The following is a 15,189-nucleotide window of genomic DNA, read 5'->3' as shown; positions in this document are numbered from 1 at the left end:
CCGCACCAGCCCGCCATCCCGCCATCCCGCCAACCCGCCAACCCGCCAGCCCACCCGCCCGCCAGCCCGCCCCAACTACGGCTTATCGTCCGGTGCGCACCGGACGATCGGGGGTGGATTTGTCGATAAGCCCTGCCCGCAAGGGATCTTGGCGATAACGATTCCGAGTCGGATCACTCGTCCGACCGTCTGACCGGCGGGCGGGGTCCCCCGCGTCCCTAGGATGCCGGACATGGTTCTCGGGTCTCTTGTGTCCTGTGAGGCCTCTGATTCTGCTGGTGGGACCGTCCCCCCACGTCAACGGTCCCGCTCGAAGGGGAATTCGGTGTTTGCTTCGTTCTCTGAGGTGTTCGTACGCAGGCGAGCGGCGACCCGTCTCGCCACCGCGACAGTGGTGTCCGGGCTCGTCGCCGCGGGCGGTCTGGCCGGTGCCGGCCGGGCGGTCGCCGACGAGACGGCACAGAGACAGGGCGGAGCGGCCGCGACCATAGGCGGCCTCAAGACGTACGGCGCGGCAGTGATACACGCCGGCACCGGCCAACAGGAGATCTCGGCGGGCCTGTTCGAGATGTCCGTCGACGGCGGCGGCATGCTGCAGACGTACTGTGTCGACCTCCACAACCCCACGCAGCGGGACGCCAAGTACCACGAGACGCCCTGGAGCGGCACGTCCCTGGGCACCAACAAGGACGCCGGCAAGATCCGCTGGATCCTGCAGAACTCCTACCCGCAGGTGAACGACCTCGCGACGCTGGCGCGGAAGGCGGGTGTGCGCGGCGCGCTGACCGAGCAGGACGCGGCGGCCGGCACCCAGGTGGCGATCTGGCGCTACTCGGACGACGTGGCCGTCGACGCCCTCGACCCGCAGGCCGAGCAGCTCGCGGACCACCTGGAGAAGAGCGCCCGCGATCTTCCCGAACCCCGGGCCTCGCTCACCCTGGAGCCGCCCGCCGTCTCCGGCCGGCCGGGGGAACGGATCGGACCGGTGACGGTGCGCACCAACGCCGGCACCGCGACGGTCACCCCGCCCGCGGACGCCGCCACGAGCGGGGTACGGCTCGTCGACAAGCAGGGCAAGGCCGTCACCACCACGTCCGACGGCGGGCAGGTGTTCTTCGACGTGCCCGAGGACGCGGCAGCCGGTACGGCGGACCTGACCGTGCAGGCCTCGACGACCGTGCCGGTCGGCCGGGCCTTCGCCTCCGAGAACCGCAGCCAGACCCAGATCCTGGCCGGCTCCAGCGAGTCGACGGTGTCCGCGACGGCCGGGGCAACCTGGGCGAAGCAGGGCCCGGTCCCGGCGCTGTCGGCGGCGGAGAACTGCGCCGAGGGCGGTGTCGACATCACCGCGTCCAACCAGGGCGACGAGCCGTTCACCTTCGAACTGGCCGGTCTGGAGCACACCATCGCCGCCGGTGAGACCCGCACGGTGACGGTGCCGCTCCAGGAGGACCAGGCCTACGACTTCACGATCCACGGCCCGGGCGGCTTCGAGAAGCGCTTCACCGGCATGCTGGACTGCCGAACGCGCGGCAGCGACACCGGCACCACCACCCAGACCCTCAGCGAACCGAGCCCGGCGACGGTGGGCGGCACCGCCCCGGACACCAACCTCGCCGAAACGGGCAGCTCGGAGATCACCCCCGTGATCGTGGGCCTCGCCATCGGCCTGGTCCTGATCGGCGGGACGACGCTGGTCGTGCTGCGGCGCAGGGAGGCCACGGCGGGGGAGTGACCCGGCCGAGCGGCGCCGCCCGGGCCGCTCTCGCCCCCCGTCAGCGCTTGGCGAGGAGTTCCAGGGTGTCGATCACGCGGTTCGAGAAGCCCCACTCGTTGTCGTACCAGGCGACCACCTTGATGTGGCGGCCGTCGACACGGGTGAGGGCCGAGTCGAAGATCGACGAGGCCGGGTTGCCCGTGATGTCGGCGGACACGAGCGGGTCCTCGGAGTACTCGAGGACGCCGGCGAGCGGACCTTCCGCCGCGGCGCGGTAGGCCGCCAGCACGTCGTCGCGCGTCACGTCGCGGGCGACGGTCGTGTTGAGTTCGACGATCGAGCCCACCGGAACCGGCACGCGGATCGAGTCGCCCGACAGCTTGCCGTCGAGGTTCGGCAGCACGAGACCGATCGCCTTGGCGGCACCCGTCGTGGTCGGCACGATGTTGACGGCGGCGGCGCGGGCGCGACGGGCGTCGCGGTGCGGACCGTCCTGCAGGTTCTGCTCCTGTGTGTAGGCGTGCACCGTCGTCATGAAGCCGTGCTCGATGCCCGCCAGCTCGTCGAGCACCGCGGCCAGCGGCGCGAGCGCGTTGGTCGTGCACGAGGCGTTCGAGACGACCGTGTGCACGTCCGGGTCGTACGCGTCGGTGTTGACCCCGAACGCCAGTGTCACGTCGGCGCCGTCCGACGGCGCACTGACGAGTACCTTCTTCGCGCCCGCGTCGAGGTGGGCACGGGCGGCCTTGGCCGACGTGAAGCGGCCGGTGGCTTCGAGGACGATGTCGACACCGAGCTCGGCCCAGGGCAGCTGCGCCGGCTCGCGCTCGGCGAGCACCTTGATGCGACGGCCGTCGACGACGAGGGCGTCCCCGTCGGCGGTCACCGGGCGGCCGAGCCGGCCGGCCGTCGTGTCGTAGGCGAGCAGCCGGGCGAGGGTGGCGGGCTCCGTGAGGTCGTTGACGGCGACGATGTCGAGGTCGCTGTCGCGTTCGAGCAGTGCGCGCAGCACATTGCGTCCGATGCGGCCGAATCCGTTGATCGCGATGCGCGTCATGAGTGGTGGTGTCCCTTCGATCTCTCCGGTTCGCCACCAGCGTCGCGGCAGGCAGACGCCCGGGACAGCGGCGTGATCGCCACGGTTCGAAAGGATCGCGCCACGGGCGCCACGGGACGGCGGGCTACTCGCCCCGGGCGAAGGTGCGCCGGTACTCGCTCGGCGTGGTGCCGAGGATGCGCTGGAAGTGCAGCCGCAGATTCGCACCGGTGCCCAGACCGACGTCGGCGGCGATCTGCTCCACGCCCCGCTCCGAACGCTCCAGCAGCTCACGGGCCACGTCGATACGGGCGCGCATGACCCACTGCATGGGCGTGTACCCCGTGTCCTCGACGAAGCGCCGCGACAACGTACGCGGCGAGACCGCCGCGTGCCGCGCGAGCACGTCGAGGGTGAGAGGCTTGCCGAGCCGGCGCAGCGCCCACTCCCGGGTGGCGGCGAACCGCTCGCCGAGCGGCTCGGGCACGCTGCGCGGCACGTACTGCGCTTGGCCGCCGCTGCGATACGGGGCCGCGACCAGGCGCCGGGCTGCGTGGTTCGACGCGGCCACTCCGAGGTCGCCGCGCAGGATGTGCAGGCACAGGTCGATGCCCGAGGCGGCCCCCGCCGACGTCAGGACGCTGCCCTCGTCGACGAACAGGACGTCCTCGTCGATCCGGACGAGCGGATGCTTCGCCGCGAGCGCCCGTGAGTAGTGCCAGTGCGTCGTGGCACGTCTGCCGTCGAGCAGGCCCGTGGCGGCGAGCGCGAAGGCACCCGTCGAGATGGCGGCGAGCCGCGCGCCCCGGGCGTGGGCCGCGACCAGCGCGTCGACGACGGCCTGCGGCGGGTCGTCGCGGTCCGGGAAACGGTAGCCGGGGATGAAGACGATGTCGGCCCACGCGAGCGCGTCGAGACCGTGCGCCACGGAGTACGACAGACCGTCGCCGCCGGTCACGAGACCGGGTGCCGCCCCGCACACGCGCACCTCGTACGGCATGCTCGCGCGGGTCGTGAACACCTGCGCGGGAATGCCGACGTCGAGCGGCTTCGCACCCACGAGCACGAGGACGGCGACGCGATGCAGGCGGGAGGACGGCACGGGGACAGCGTACGAGGGAGCACGGACTCCCACCCGGTTCACCCAGCTGCCCTCACGAACCTCCAGGTCACAGCCCCCCACCCATACGCGTTTCCGCCCAGGGCTGGCGGTACGGCAAGATGGGGTGTATCTGCCCACTGCCAGTTTCAAGCTGCCGGACGGTTTCTCTTGGCTGAGTTCATTTACACCATGCGCAAGGCGCGCAAAGCGCACGGCGACAAGGTGATCCTCGACGACGTGACGACCAGCTTCCTGCCGGGGGCGAAGATCGGCGTCGTCGGCCCGAACGGCGCCGGCAAGTCGACGATCCTGAAGATCATGGCCGGCATCGAGCAGCCGTCCAACGGCGATGCCTTCCTCACTCCCGGTTACACCGTCGGCATCCTGCTCCAGGAGCCGCCGCTGACCGAGGACAAGACCGTCCTGGAGAACGTCCAGGAGGGCGTCGCCGGGATCAAGGGCAAGCTCGACCGGTTCAACGAGATCGCCGAGCAGATGGCGACCGACTACACCGACGCGCTCATGGAGGAGATGGGCAAGCTCCAGGAGGACCTCGACCACGCCAACGCGTGGGACCTGGACGCCCAGCTGGAGCAGGCCATGGACGCCCTGGGCTGCCCGCCCGGCGACTGGCCCGTCACCAACCTGTCCGGTGGTGAGCGCCGCCGCGTCGCGCTGTGCAAGCTGCTGCTGGAGCAGCCCGACCTGCTGCTGCTCGACGAGCCCACCAACCACCTCGACGCCGAGTCGGTGAACTGGCTGGAGCAGCACCTGGCCAAGTACCCGGGCACCGTCGTCGCGGTCACCCACGACCGGTACTTCCTCGACAACGTCGCCCAGTGGATCTGCGAGGTCGACCGCGGTCGCCTCTACCCCTACGAGGGCAACTACTCCAAGTACCTGGAGACCAAGGCCGCCCGCCTCAAGGTCGAGGGCCAGAAGGACGCCAAGCGGCAGAAGCGGCTCAAGGAAGAGCTGGAGTGGGTGCGGTCCAACGCCAAGGGGCGGCAGGCCAAGTCCAAGGCGCGTCTGGCCCGCTACGAGGAGATGGCCGCCGAGGCCGACAAGATGCGGAAGCTGGACTTCGAGGAGATCCAGATCCCGCCGGGCCCGCGCCTGGGCAACGTCGTCGTCGAGGTCAGCAACCTCACCAAGGGCTTCGGCGACAAGCTGCTCATCGACGACCTCAGCTTCACGCTGCCGCGCAACGGCATCGTCGGGATCATCGGCCCGAACGGCGCCGGCAAGACCACCCTGTTCAAGATGATCCAGGGCATCGAGGAGCCGGACTCCGGCGCCATCAAGGTCGGCGACACCGTCAAGATCTCCTATGTCGACCAGAGCCGCGAGAACATCGACCCCAAGAAGTCCCTGTGGGCCGTGGTCAGCGATGAGCTCGACTACATCAACGTCGGGCAGGTCGAGATGCCGTCCCGCGCCTACGTGTCGGCCTTCGGGTTCAAGGGGCCGGACCAGCAGAAGGCGGCCGGCGTGCTCTCCGGCGGTGAGCGCAACCGGCTGAACCTCGCGCTCACCCTCAAGCAGGGCGGCAACCTGCTGCTCCTCGACGAGCCGACCAACGACCTCGACGTCGAGACCCTCTCCAGCCTGGAGAACGCACTGCTGGAGTTCCCGGGTGCGGCCGTGGTCGTCTCCCACGACCGGTGGTTCCTGGACCGGGTCGCCACGCACATCCTCGCCTACGAGGGCGAGTCCAAGTGGTTCTGGTTCGAGGGCAACTTCGAGTCGTACGAGAAGAACAAGATCGAGCGGCTCGGTCCGGACGCCGCCCGTCCGCACCGCGCCACCTACAAGAAGCTGACCCGGGGCTGATCGATCTTGCGGCACATCTACCGCTGCCCGCTGCGCTGGGCGGACATGGACGCGTACGGCCACGTCAACAACGTGGTCTTCCTCCGCTACCTGGAGGAAGCCCGTATCGACTTCCTGTTCCGCCCGGAGAAGGACTTCAAGCAGGGGTCCGTGGTGGCACGCCATGAGATCGACTACAAGCGGCAGCTCGTCCACCGGCACCACCCGGTGGACATCGAGCTGTGGGTCACCGAGATCAGGGCCGCGTCCTTCACCCTCACCTACGAGGTGAAGGACGGCGACCAGGTCTACGTGCGGGCTTCGACGGTGATCGTGCCGTTCGACTTCGAGGCCCAGCGCCCGCGCCGGATCACCGCCGAGGAACGGGAGTTCCTCAGCGAGTACACGGATGACGCCGAGGAAGAGGCCGTCGCGGCATGACGGTGCTCCACCTCGCCGACGAGGGGGAGGCGGCGGATCTCGCGGCCTTCCTCTCCCGGCTGCTCCACTACGACCGTGGAGCCGCGGTGCGTCTGCAGGCCGCGGGCACCGCGCTGGCCGTCTTCGGACGGCCGCCGTCCTTCGAGGTGCTGGCCGTGCGGGCGGTGCGGCTGGCGAAGCCGTACGAGAAGGGCCTGGAGGCCACGCTGGACGTGACCGTGTCCGCCGGTGAGTTCCTGGAGACGGTGGACGAGAGCGCCGGCACGGCCCTCGTGCCGGGTGCGGTGACCGGGCCGCCGTGGGCGGGTGTGCTGCCGCCCCGTGGCGGCTGGCGTACCGAGCCGGGGCTGCCGACGCCGGACGCCCTGCGCTCCCTCGTCGCCGCCGTCGTCGCCGAATTCCGCTCCCGTACGCAGGAGTTGCCCTCCGAGCAGCGGACGCGGGCCGAGCTCGACCGGATCGGACGCGACATCTGGTCCCGCACGGTCGGGGACACCCGGCTGCCCGTGCGGGCCGTGCACGCGGCGCAGTCCCTCGGTTTCCTGCGGCCCGGGGCGCCGCTGGGGCTGTTCTCGTCGGGCGCGTGGCTGAGGCTGCGCACGCCGTACGGGTCCATCGCCGTACGACGTGCCGGGCTCGGGGCGCTGGACGTCAGCGTGCGCTGACCGGCCCCTCGACGGCCGTCAGCCCTCGGTGTTGACCATCGAGGCCGCCGCGTACGTCAGGTAGTTCCACAGTGTGTGCTCGTGCTCCCCGGACAGCCCGAGCTCCTCGACGGCGACCCGCATGTGCTTCAGCCACGCGTCGTGCGCCGCGCGGTCGACCGCGAAGGGCGCGTGCCGCATCCGCAGCCGTGGGTGGCCGCGGTTCTCGCTGTACGTAGTGGGGCCGCCCCAGTACTGGATGAGGAACAGCGTGAAGCGCTCCTCGGCCGGGCCCAGGTCCTCCTCGGGGTACATGGGCCGCAGCAGCGGGTCCTCGGCGACTCCCTCGTAGAAGCGGTGGACGAGCCGACGGAAGGTCTCCTCCCCGCCGACCTGCTCGTAGAAGGTCTGCTCCTGAAGCGTGCCGCGCCGAATCTCATTCACGCGCTCCATGGTCTCAGACGCCCCGGCATAGGACTCAAGACCTAGGACCCTGCCGCTGCTGTCAGGGCCCTGCCCCTACTGTGGAGACATGGGCGGCCACGCACCCGGCAGGGAGTTCGACGGTCTCGCCGCCGCCGCGCGGGCGGCGCTGGTGCGGCGGATCGGGGCGAGCGGGGCCTGGGACGCCGATCCGGGCTGGCGGGAGGCCTTCGAGGCGGTCCCGCGGCATCTCTTCGTGCCGTACTACTACGTCGGTGTCGCGGGCGGCTACGAACGCCGCTGGGGCGAGAGCACCGACCCCGGGGCGCGCGAGCGGTGGCTGCGGGGCGCCTACGAGGACACCCCGCTGGCCACCCGGCTGCGCGACGGCGAGCTGCTGTCCTCCAGCAGCCAGCCGTCCCTGATGGCGGACATGCTGGCCGCGCTGGGCGTCGAGGAGGGCCACACGGTCCTGGAGATCGGCGCCGGCACCGGCTACAACGCGGCGCTGCTGGCCCACCGGCTGGGCGACGACAAGGTCACCACCGTCGACCTCGACCCGGAGATCACCGAATCGGCCCGCCGGCACCTGGCAGCCGCCGGGTACCACCCGGTCGTCGTCACCGGCGACGGCGCCCGGGGCGTGCCGGAGCGCGCGCCGTTCGACCGGATCATCGCCACCTGCGCCCTGGGCGGCGTCCCGCCCGCCTGGGTTGCCCAGAGCCGCCCCGGCGGCCGGATCCTCGTGCCGCTCGCCACCGGCCTGATCATGCTGACGGTGCCGGGCGCCGGGCATGCCGAGGGACGCTTCCTGCACACACCCGCCTACTTCGTGCCGCTGCGCGGCACCGGCCGGCCCGGGGGCGAGGCGGTCCAGCTGGGCGGGGTGCCGCGCCGGGCCCGCGAGGACGACTCGTTCCGCTTCCTGCTGGCCCTCACCCGCGGCAGTCTCGACCCGCAGGAGGCGCACGCGCTGTGGGAGCAGGAGGGCAGGCCACAGCGTGAGCGCTACGGCATCACCGTCAGCGGCGAGAGGCAGTGGGCCTGGCTGGACGACCCGGAGGGGCCGTACGCCTGGCCCCTCCCGTCGTGACGTCGCGCTGCCGGCCGGGTTCAGCCGCGGCGGATCGTGATGGTCGTCCAGGCGCCCACGTGCACCCGGTCGCCGTCCTGCAGCGGTACGGGGACGAAGGGCTGGATCGGCTCGTCCGAGCCGTTGACCGTCGTGCCGTTCGTCGAGTTCTGGTCGACGACCGCCCAGCTGCCGTCCGGCTGCTGCACCAGCACCGCGTGCTGGTGCGAGACGCCCGGGTCCTCCGGCGGCGTCGACAGGTCGATGTCCGGGGTGTCGCCGGTGGAGTGCCGGCGGCGGCCGATCGTGAGCTGGTTGCCGGTGAGCGTGCGCTGCTGCTCGGGCGAGTACGCGGGCAGGTTCAGGCCCGCGGCCTCGGGGCCGGAGCGCTGCATCATCGCCATGAAGTAGTCGCGGTCCGGGCCGATGGTCGCGGTCCACGTCGCCGGTCCCTGCGGCGCCTGGGGCTGCTGCGGGAAGCCGCCGGGTCCGGGCGGGGCCTGCGTCGCGCCGGGCTGCGGGTAGCCGTAGCCGCCCTGGCCGGGACCGGGGCCGCCGGGACCGCCATGGCCGCCGCCCGGGCCGGACGACGGTGGGGAGATCACCCAGTCGTCGTCACCGCCGCCGAAGGACGGACCGCCCTGCTGCGGAGGCCGCTGGGTCTCCTGCGGGAATCCGGGCGGGGCCGGCGGGCCGGACTGGTGGAAGGCCTGCGGAGCACCGCCGGGGCCGCCGGGTCCGGGCGGGGCCGGCCTTGAGGGGTCGGCACCGAAGCCGCCGGGACCACCAGGCCCCCCGGGACCACCAGGCCCCCCGGGACCACCAGGCCTCCCGGGGCCACCAGGGCCGGGAGGGCCGCCGAAGCCGCCGGGACCACCGGGGCCGCCAGGGCCGGGCTGGGTCTGGGCGGCGCCGGGCTGCGGATAGCCGTAACCACCGCCCTGAGGGCCGCCGGGGCCACCCGGGCCGGGGCGGCCGGACGGGTCGCCGCCGAACGGCGGGATCGGCTCGGCCGGGCGGTTCACCTGCGACGGGCGTGAGCCCTGGTACTCGTAGGAGTCACCTCCGCCGTACGAAGGGCCGGGGGGCGGGCCGCCCTGCTGGCCCGGTGGCTGGAAACGCACACCCGGGCCGGGCGGCGGGGCCGCGGGGGTGTACGACGTCGCCGTGTTCGTCAGGAAGTTCCACCGGCACTCCTCGCAGAACGGGGCGCCGCCCTCACGCGGCGTACGGCACTGCGGGCAGAGCTCCGGCTCGGAGTTCGGCACGGCGGACAGGTGCGGCGGGCGTCCACCGGGCTGGCCGCCGGGGCCCTGCGGGCCACCCTGGCCGGCGGGGGGCGGGAAGCCGTAGCCGCCGGGCGGCGGCGGGGGAGGAGGCGGAGGCACGGCACCCGCCATGCGGTGACCGCAGACCTCGCACCAGTCGTCGGAACCCGACTGGTGTCCGTTCGGGCAGGTCGGCATGTCGGCGCGTCCCTCCTTCGATCTCTTCCAGGTCACTTCTTCACGCGAACAGTTTTGGTGGACCGGGTTTCGAGCGTCATCTCGTCAGCCTCCGCGACCTTCGCCTTCAGTCGCACAGTACCGGTCGCGGCATCGACCACGTCCACCACCTTCGCAAGCAGTTTCGCAGTATCCGCGTTCCCGGAGGCACTCGCGAGCTGAACGGCCCGGCCCAGTTTGGCCGTTGCTCCGTCCATATCTCCGGACTTGCGAAGATCCAGCCCTTGCTGGATGACTTGGGCCAGTTCGGCCTGCCCGGTGTAGTGGGCGACCTGAGGGTTGATCGACGTCGAGGCGGCCATGTCGTCCGTCCACACGGCCCGCACCAGACCCTGCGCGCCGAGGTTCTGGACGCTGCCGTCGGGTTGCGGAATGACCAGGGAGATCCGGCCCGCCAGCATCTCCTGCCCGATGCCCGCGACCGGGACCTCGACGCAGACGTGGTAGTCACGGGACTCATCTCCCCAGGAACCGAGGGGATAGTCGCCGGCGCGCGGGCCCGCCTCGGTGCGCCGGCCGGTCAGGTCCTCGACCGTCGGCGCGACCTGCTTGACGAACTTCACGGTCGTGTCGACCGGGGTCCACAGCCGCAGCGAGACGTCCGCGACCTCCTTGCCCATCGCCGTCTCCATCATCCCCGTGAAGTCGGCGGCGAGCGCGGCCGGATCGGCGACGATGTCGGCGGTGCCGAGCAGGGCGGAGGCGATCCCTGTGACTTCTTTCACTTCCCAGTCGGTGCCCACGCCGCGCGCGTCACACGTGAAGCGCCCGGCGCACGCGTCGAGCGCGGCCTTCAGATCCTGGGGCGACTCGTGCTCGTTGCGGCCGTCGGTGAGCAGGATGCCGTGCCGGATCGCGACGTCCGCGGAGGACAGCAGGCGGTCGGCGAGTTTCAGCCAGGTGCCGATGGCCGTGCCGCCGCCCGCGCTGAGCGAGCGCAGCGCCTGCTTGGCCTGCTCGCGGGTGGTGGCGTCGGCGACCGCGACGCGCCCGCCGCCCGGGTAGATCTCCTTCGCCACGTGGGTCCCGCCGATCACAGCGAAGTGCACGCCGTCGCGCAGGGTGTCGATCGCGGCGGCCGTGGCGTCGCGGGCGTTGCGCATCTTGGTCGGCGGGTAGTCCATCGACCCGGAGCAGTCGACCATGATCGCTACGGCCGCGGACGGGCCCTGGCCGGGCGAGTAGAGGTGGGGTGCCGCGACCGCGCTGCCGATCGTGCCGCCGCCGGTCGCCGTCACCGTGACGATGGCGTTGACCTCGCCGGCGCCCTCCGGCAGGTACTCGTTCTGGTACACGTCCACCGAGAACTGGGGCACGTTCGACTTCGAGAAATTGGCCATGCCTGCTTCGATCCCCCTCCAAAGCCCCCGCCGCGGCGGGGTGATGACGGTAGGCGGACCGGTCCCCTCCGGTCCGCCGAGGCGTCCTCGTACGTGGCCTCAGGCCGATCCTGCCCCCTGGGGCACGGCCGGGAACGGCACGAGCGCCACTGTTACGTTGTCGTGGCCCCCGCCGTCCAGGGCGTGGCCGACGAGCACCCGGGCGCCGTGCAGCGGTTGCGTGGCCGCGTCGAGCGGGACGACGCGGGCCATCTCCTCGGCCGCCTCCGCGTAGTTCCACAGGCCGTCGGTGCAGACCACGACCACGCCGGGCCGGTCCGGCTTGAACGCGGCGGTGTGCGGTTCCAGCTCGTAGGCGTCCGCGCCGAGCCAGCCGGTGATCGCGTGGGCGCGCTCGTCGGCGTAGGCCTCGGCCTCGTTCATCAGGCCGGCGGCGACCATCTGCGCGGCCCAGGAGTCGTCCTCGGTGAGCCGGGCGGGGGGAGCGCTGCGGTCGACCGGCACCCAGTAGGCGCGGCTGTCGCCGACCCAGCCGACGATCAGCAGGCCCGACGTCACCACGGCGCCGACGATGGTGCAGGCGGGGGCGTTCTGGTGGGGGGCCTGCTCCAGGGCCGTGGCGGGCTCCGCGGCGAGCGAGTTGACGGCGCGCGAGGCGGCGAGGATCGCGTCGTGCATCGCCTGCTGCGGGTGCGTGCCGCGCGGCAGGGCCGCAAGCAGCGTCTCGCCCGCCGCCTTCGACGCGGCCGCGGAGGCGTCGTCGGGGCGGGTCGCCGAGGAGACGCCGTCGCAGACGATCGCGACGGAGGCGGGGGAGCCGTCGGGCAGCGCGGTGGTGCCGATGGCGAACGCGTCCTCGTTGCGGTGGTGGCGCAGACCGCGGTCGCTGACCGCGGCCAGGGGGCCGGACTCCTGCTCCATGTGGTCCCGTTCACGCGGCTGGGCGTGGCCGCAGTTCTCGCAGTAGCCGTCGTCGTCCACGCGGCCGGCCCGGCAGGCGACGCAGACCTTGCCGCCGGCACCGGCGGCCTGGGCCACCGGCTCGGCGGACACCCGTGGGTCCGGCGCCTGGAGGAGGTACTCGTCGGGCTGTGTCTGGTAGATCCCCGGCGTCGCGGCAGACCCGTCGGCCTGCTGCGGCCGGTCGAACCGCACGCCCGCGGCCGCGGCCGGCGGGGCACTCGGTGGCGGGGGCGCCTGAGGCGGCAGGGCCGAGCCGCCCGAGTCCGTGCCCGGCAGGTCCGTCGGCAGGTGCACCGCCTCCGGGGCTCCCGCGCCGTCCGGCCCGGGGGCGGGCCAGGCCGCGCCGGCGGGGGGCGCCGGCGGGGGCTCGGGGTACTCGCCGGCCGGAGCGCCCTGTCCGGGCACCGAGCCGTTCATGGTGATCGTCGGGTTGTCCTGCGGCCGTTCCGGCACGGCGGACAGGTCATATCCGCACGCGCCGCAGAAACGGTCACCCGACTCGAGGGGTTCCTCGCAACTCGGGCAGGCGGACAACTGGGGCATCTGCGACATCAACTACACCCACGTCCGGGGGCGGTAACGATTGGCACGTTCCACCAGGTCGATCCTCTCCTCGCCGCCCCGCGCCAGCCGGGCCAGCGTGCGGTACGAGCGTTCCAGACCGAAACGCAGGCCCCGCTCGTCCAGGCCGCTGCCGAGCAGCGTCCGTCCCCCGGCGGCGGGAGGGGCGGAACCCTGGCCCACGGAGAGTACCCAGTCCAGCGCGCAACCGAGGACTTCGGCCGACAACTGCTCCCGCCGCGCCGGATCCAGACCGTACGCCTCCAGCGCCTCGACCTGCGCTGCGGCCGCCGTCAGATCCCCCAGGAACGCCGCGTCGGAGGCGCTCGCCGTGCGCTGCCGCAGCCGCGCCCGCACGGCCGCCACCCGGGCGGCCGTGTAGTGGATGGAGGACTCCGGGACCGACTCCAGCGTCCGTACGGCGCCGTGCCGGTCCCCGGTCGCCAGCTGGACGCGGGCCAGGCCGAACGCGGCGCTCACATAACTCGGGTCGGTCGACCACACCAGCCGGTAGTACTCGGCGGCGTTGTCGAGCTGGCCCAGCACCTCCGCGCACAGGCCCAGCGCCAGCTTGGGTGCGATCTCGCCGGGGAAGGCGTCGTAGATCGCGTCGAAGGCCAGTGCGGCGCCCTCGTCGTCGCCCGTGACCAGGGCGGCCACGCCCCGGTACCAGACCACCCGCCAGTCGTCGGGCCGCTCGCCCTCCAGGGCGACCAGCGCCTGCAGCGCGGCGGCCGGATCGCCGGTCTCCAGCCAGGCCCGGATCTGCCTCAGCCGCGTCTCGATCGACGGGGCCGGGGCGGCAGCCAGAGCGCCGAGCAGTTCCGCGGGCGCCGAGGTCATCAGGCCCGCCAGGAAACCGGCGTTGGGGTCGGTCGGGTCGACGCGGGGCACAGGGAGGGCGAAGGCGGCGGCGGGGGTGTCGACGGGTTTGACGAGGCCGTGCGGCCCCTCGGGACCCCGCGGGTGCGGCAAGGCGGCAGGAGCACCGGCACGCGCCCCGCTCCGCCGCACCACCCGGGCCCCCAGGCGGGACACCTCGCCGTCCAGCTTGGGGAACAACTCCGTGTCCGTCACCCGCAGTTCCGGCCCGAACAGTGTCGAAAGGGCCGGGCGGGCACGGCCCGTCTGGAGGGAGACGACCTCCCGCAGGACGCCCGTCAGCTGCTCGGTCATCTCCTGCGCGGAGGCGAACCGGCGGGCCGGGTCGGGGTCGGTGGCCCGGACCAGGAGCCGGTAGAACGACTCGTACTGCCGGAACACCTCGATGTGGTCCGGGTCGGGCAGGGAGTCGGCGTAGACGTTCGTGTAGCCCTGGAAGTCGAAGGTCAGAACGGCCAGGGTGCGGGCGACGGTGAACAGGTCGCTCGCCACCGACGGGCCCGCCTCGGCCACCTCAGGGGCCTGGTAGCCCACCGTGCCGTAGATGGCCGACTCCTCGTCGTCCATCCTGCGCACCGCGCCCATGTCGATCAGCTTCAGCTGGTCCTCGGTCTGGATCGCGTTGTCGACCTTGAAGTCGCAGTACAGCAGGTTCCGGCTGTGCAGGTGCCCGAGCGCCTCCAGCGCCTCGATGCCGTACGCGCAGGCCTGCTCCACCGGCAGCGGGTCGCGCCTGCCCTGCGCCGTGCGGCGGGCGTTGGCGATCTCCTTGAGGGACTTGCCGCCGACGTACTCCATGACGATGTAGCCGTCGAGCGAGCCCGTGCGCTGGTCCAGGTGCTCCACGAAGTTGTAGATCCGCACGATGTTGGCGTGCTCGATCTCCGCGAGGAAGCGCCGCTCGGAGATCGCCGCCGCCATCGCGTCCTGGTCGCCCGTGTCGAGCAGGCCCTTGAGGACCACCCAGCGGTCCGAGACGGCCCGGTCGACGGCGAGGTAGATCCAGCCGAGCCCGCCGTGCGCGAGGCAGCCGACCACCTCGTACTGGCCGTGCACCACGTCCCCGGCCCGCAGCTTCGGCACGAACGAGTACGGGTGACCGCACTTCGTGCAGAAACCCTCCGTACGGCCCGGCCGGTCGCCGCGCGCCCGGCCCACCGGGGCGCCGCAGTCGGAGCGCGAGCAGAACCGCTTCCGCTCGGGCACCTCGGGGTTGTCCAGGACCATCTCGCGCGGGTCGGGCCGCGGGATCGGCGGCACCTGCACCAGACCGGCGCCCAGCCGGCCCCGGGACCCGGAACCGGCGGTCGAACCGGAGCTGCGCACCGACACCGAGCGGCCCGTCGACTTGCCCGACAAGGACCGCGACAGGCGCCCCGACACCGAGCGGCGCGACTTCGACGACTGCGACGACGTCCGCGAACTGCGGCCGCTGGAGCGGGAACTGCCACTGCCCGCGGACCCGCGGGAGCCGCCCCTGCCGCCGGCGGTGATGCCGGTGGGGGGCGAACCGACCATGCCTTCCCCGGACGGGGGACCCCCGGCCGCGACGACCGGGGCCAGACCGCAGGTGTCGCAGTACAGCTCGCCGCCGCCCACGTCCTCGTACGTGCCGTCGCAGACGGGGCGCTGACACGTGCGCGGCGGCGCGCCGGGTGGCTTCTGCGGTGCCTGACTCATGGACTCCCCCT

The 15,189-nt window shown here is 72.5% G+C and carries 12 protein-coding genes; 5 read left to right on the top strand and 7 right to left on the bottom strand.

All coding sequences use genetic code 11. The features are described 5' to 3' along the window. Positions 1–325: 325 nt before the first annotated feature. Entirely contained in the window at positions 326–1,735 is a 1,410-nt protein-coding gene (locus A4E84_RS14120; RefSeq protein ID WP_062926911.1) for a Cys-Gln thioester bond-forming surface protein, read from the top strand. A 40-nt stretch (positions 1,736–1,775) separates the two neighbouring features. On the opposite strand, the gene gap is transcribed toward A4E84_RS14120, so the two are convergent. Continuing rightward, on the bottom strand, positions 1,776–2,774 hold the full coding sequence (gap, locus tag A4E84_RS14115) for a type I glyceraldehyde-3-phosphate dehydrogenase (RefSeq protein WP_062926910.1): 999 nt from the start codon (positions 2,772–2,774) through the stop codon (positions 1,776–1,778). A gap of 124 nt (positions 2,775–2,898) precedes the next feature. Beyond that, positions 2,899–3,855, bottom strand: coding sequence for a GlxA family transcriptional regulator (locus tag A4E84_RS14110; RefSeq protein WP_062926909.1), 957 nt, complete (start codon positions 3,853–3,855; stop codon positions 2,899–2,901). A 168-nt stretch (positions 3,856–4,023) separates the two neighbouring features. On the opposite strand from A4E84_RS14110, the gene ettA reads away from it, so the two are divergent. The 3 genes from ettA to A4E84_RS14095 are packed head-to-tail and all read left to right on the top strand — an operon-like array spanning position 4,024 to position 6,773. Continuing rightward, a complete protein-coding gene (gene ettA / locus A4E84_RS14105) occupies positions 4,024–5,688 on the top strand; it encodes an energy-dependent translational throttle protein EttA (protein WP_062926908.1) in 1,665 nt (554 codons plus the stop codon). A gap of 6 nt (positions 5,689–5,694) precedes the next feature. Beyond that, on the top strand, positions 5,695–6,108 hold the full coding sequence (locus tag A4E84_RS14100; protein WP_033314185.1) for an acyl-CoA thioesterase: 414 nt from the start codon (positions 5,695–5,697) through the stop codon (positions 6,106–6,108). Further along, positions 6,105–6,773, top strand: a complete 669-nt coding sequence (locus tag A4E84_RS14095; protein ID WP_062926907.1) for a DUF8185 domain-containing protein — start codon at positions 6,105–6,107, stop codon at positions 6,771–6,773. Before A4E84_RS14100 ends, A4E84_RS14095 begins: the two co-directional genes overlap by 4 nt. 18 nt (positions 6,774–6,791) lie before the next feature. Here the strand turns inward: A4E84_RS14095 and A4E84_RS14090 are convergent, their stop codons facing one another. Beyond that, on the bottom strand, positions 6,792–7,205 hold the full coding sequence (locus A4E84_RS14090; RefSeq protein WP_062926906.1) for a globin: 414 nt from the start codon (positions 7,203–7,205) through the stop codon (positions 6,792–6,794). 79 nt (positions 7,206–7,284) lie between these two features. Between A4E84_RS14090 and A4E84_RS14085 the strand changes: the two genes are divergently transcribed. After that, positions 7,285–8,268, top strand: coding sequence for a methyltransferase domain-containing protein (locus tag A4E84_RS14085; protein ID WP_062926905.1), 984 nt, complete (start codon positions 7,285–7,287; stop codon positions 8,266–8,268). A 20-nt stretch (positions 8,269–8,288) separates the two neighbouring features. On the opposite strand, the gene A4E84_RS14080 is transcribed toward A4E84_RS14085, so the two are convergent. The 4 genes from A4E84_RS14080 to A4E84_RS14065 all read right to left on the bottom strand — a co-directional run bounded on the left by A4E84_RS14080 (position 8,289) and on the right by A4E84_RS14065 (position 15,178). Further along, positions 8,289–9,713: an FHA domain-containing protein gene (locus tag A4E84_RS14080; RefSeq protein ID WP_062926904.1), complete on the bottom strand. Its 1,425-nt coding sequence runs from the start codon at positions 9,711–9,713 to the stop codon at positions 8,289–8,291. A gap of 32 nt (positions 9,714–9,745) precedes the next feature. Beyond that, positions 9,746–11,092: a vWA domain-containing protein gene (locus A4E84_RS14075; RefSeq protein ID WP_062926903.1), complete on the bottom strand. Its 1,347-nt coding sequence runs from the start codon at positions 11,090–11,092 to the stop codon at positions 9,746–9,748. Positions 11,093–11,191: 99 nt separating this feature from the next. Beyond that, complete coding sequence (locus tag A4E84_RS14070; RefSeq protein ID WP_107308492.1) at positions 11,192–12,607, bottom strand: PP2C family protein-serine/threonine phosphatase; 1,416 nt, start codon at positions 12,605–12,607, stop codon at positions 11,192–11,194. 3 nt (positions 12,608–12,610) lie between these two features. Continuing rightward, positions 12,611–15,178, bottom strand: coding sequence for a serine/threonine-protein kinase (locus tag A4E84_RS14065; protein ID WP_062931445.1), 2,568 nt, complete (start codon positions 15,176–15,178; stop codon positions 12,611–12,613). Between the last annotated feature and the right edge of the window lie 11 nt (positions 15,179–15,189).

The sequence above is a fragment of the Streptomyces qaidamensis genome (genome assembly GCF_001611795.1).
Classification (GTDB): Bacteria; Actinomycetota; Actinomycetes; order Streptomycetales; family Streptomycetaceae; genus Streptomyces; species Streptomyces qaidamensis.
The sequence above is the reverse complement of the archived record's forward strand: the minus strand, read 5'-3'. Positions and strand labels throughout refer to the sequence as shown.

What these genes read in the sequence shown, in the direction of transcription:
- A4E84_RS14080 (WP_062926904.1), bottom strand. Translation starts at nt 9,713, where the DNA reads ATGCCGACCTGCCCGAACGGACACCAGTCGGGTTCCGACGACTGGTGC.
- A4E84_RS14065 (WP_062931445.1), bottom strand. Translation starts at nt 15,178, where the DNA reads ATGAGTCAGGCACCGCAGAAGCCACCCGGCGCGCCGCCGCGCACGTGT.
- A4E84_RS14085 (WP_062926905.1), top strand. Translation starts at nt 7,285, where the DNA reads ATGGGCGGCCACGCACCCGGCAGGGAGTTCGACGGTCTCGCCGCCGCC.
- A4E84_RS14075 (WP_062926903.1), bottom strand. Translation starts at nt 11,092, where the DNA reads ATGGCCAATTTCTCGAAGTCGAACGTGCCCCAGTTCTCGGTGGACGTG.
- A4E84_RS14095 (WP_062926907.1), top strand. Translation starts at nt 6,105, where the DNA reads ATGACGGTGCTCCACCTCGCCGACGAGGGGGAGGCGGCGGATCTCGCG.
- gap (WP_062926910.1), bottom strand. Translation starts at nt 2,774, where the DNA reads ATGACGCGCATCGCGATCAACGGATTCGGCCGCATCGGACGCAATGTG.
- A4E84_RS14070 (WP_107308492.1), bottom strand. Translation starts at nt 12,607, where the DNA reads ATGTCGCAGATGCCCCAGTTGTCCGCCTGCCCGAGTTGCGAGGAACCC.
- A4E84_RS14090 (WP_062926906.1), bottom strand. Translation starts at nt 7,205, where the DNA reads ATGGAGCGCGTGAATGAGATTCGGCGCGGCACGCTTCAGGAGCAGACC.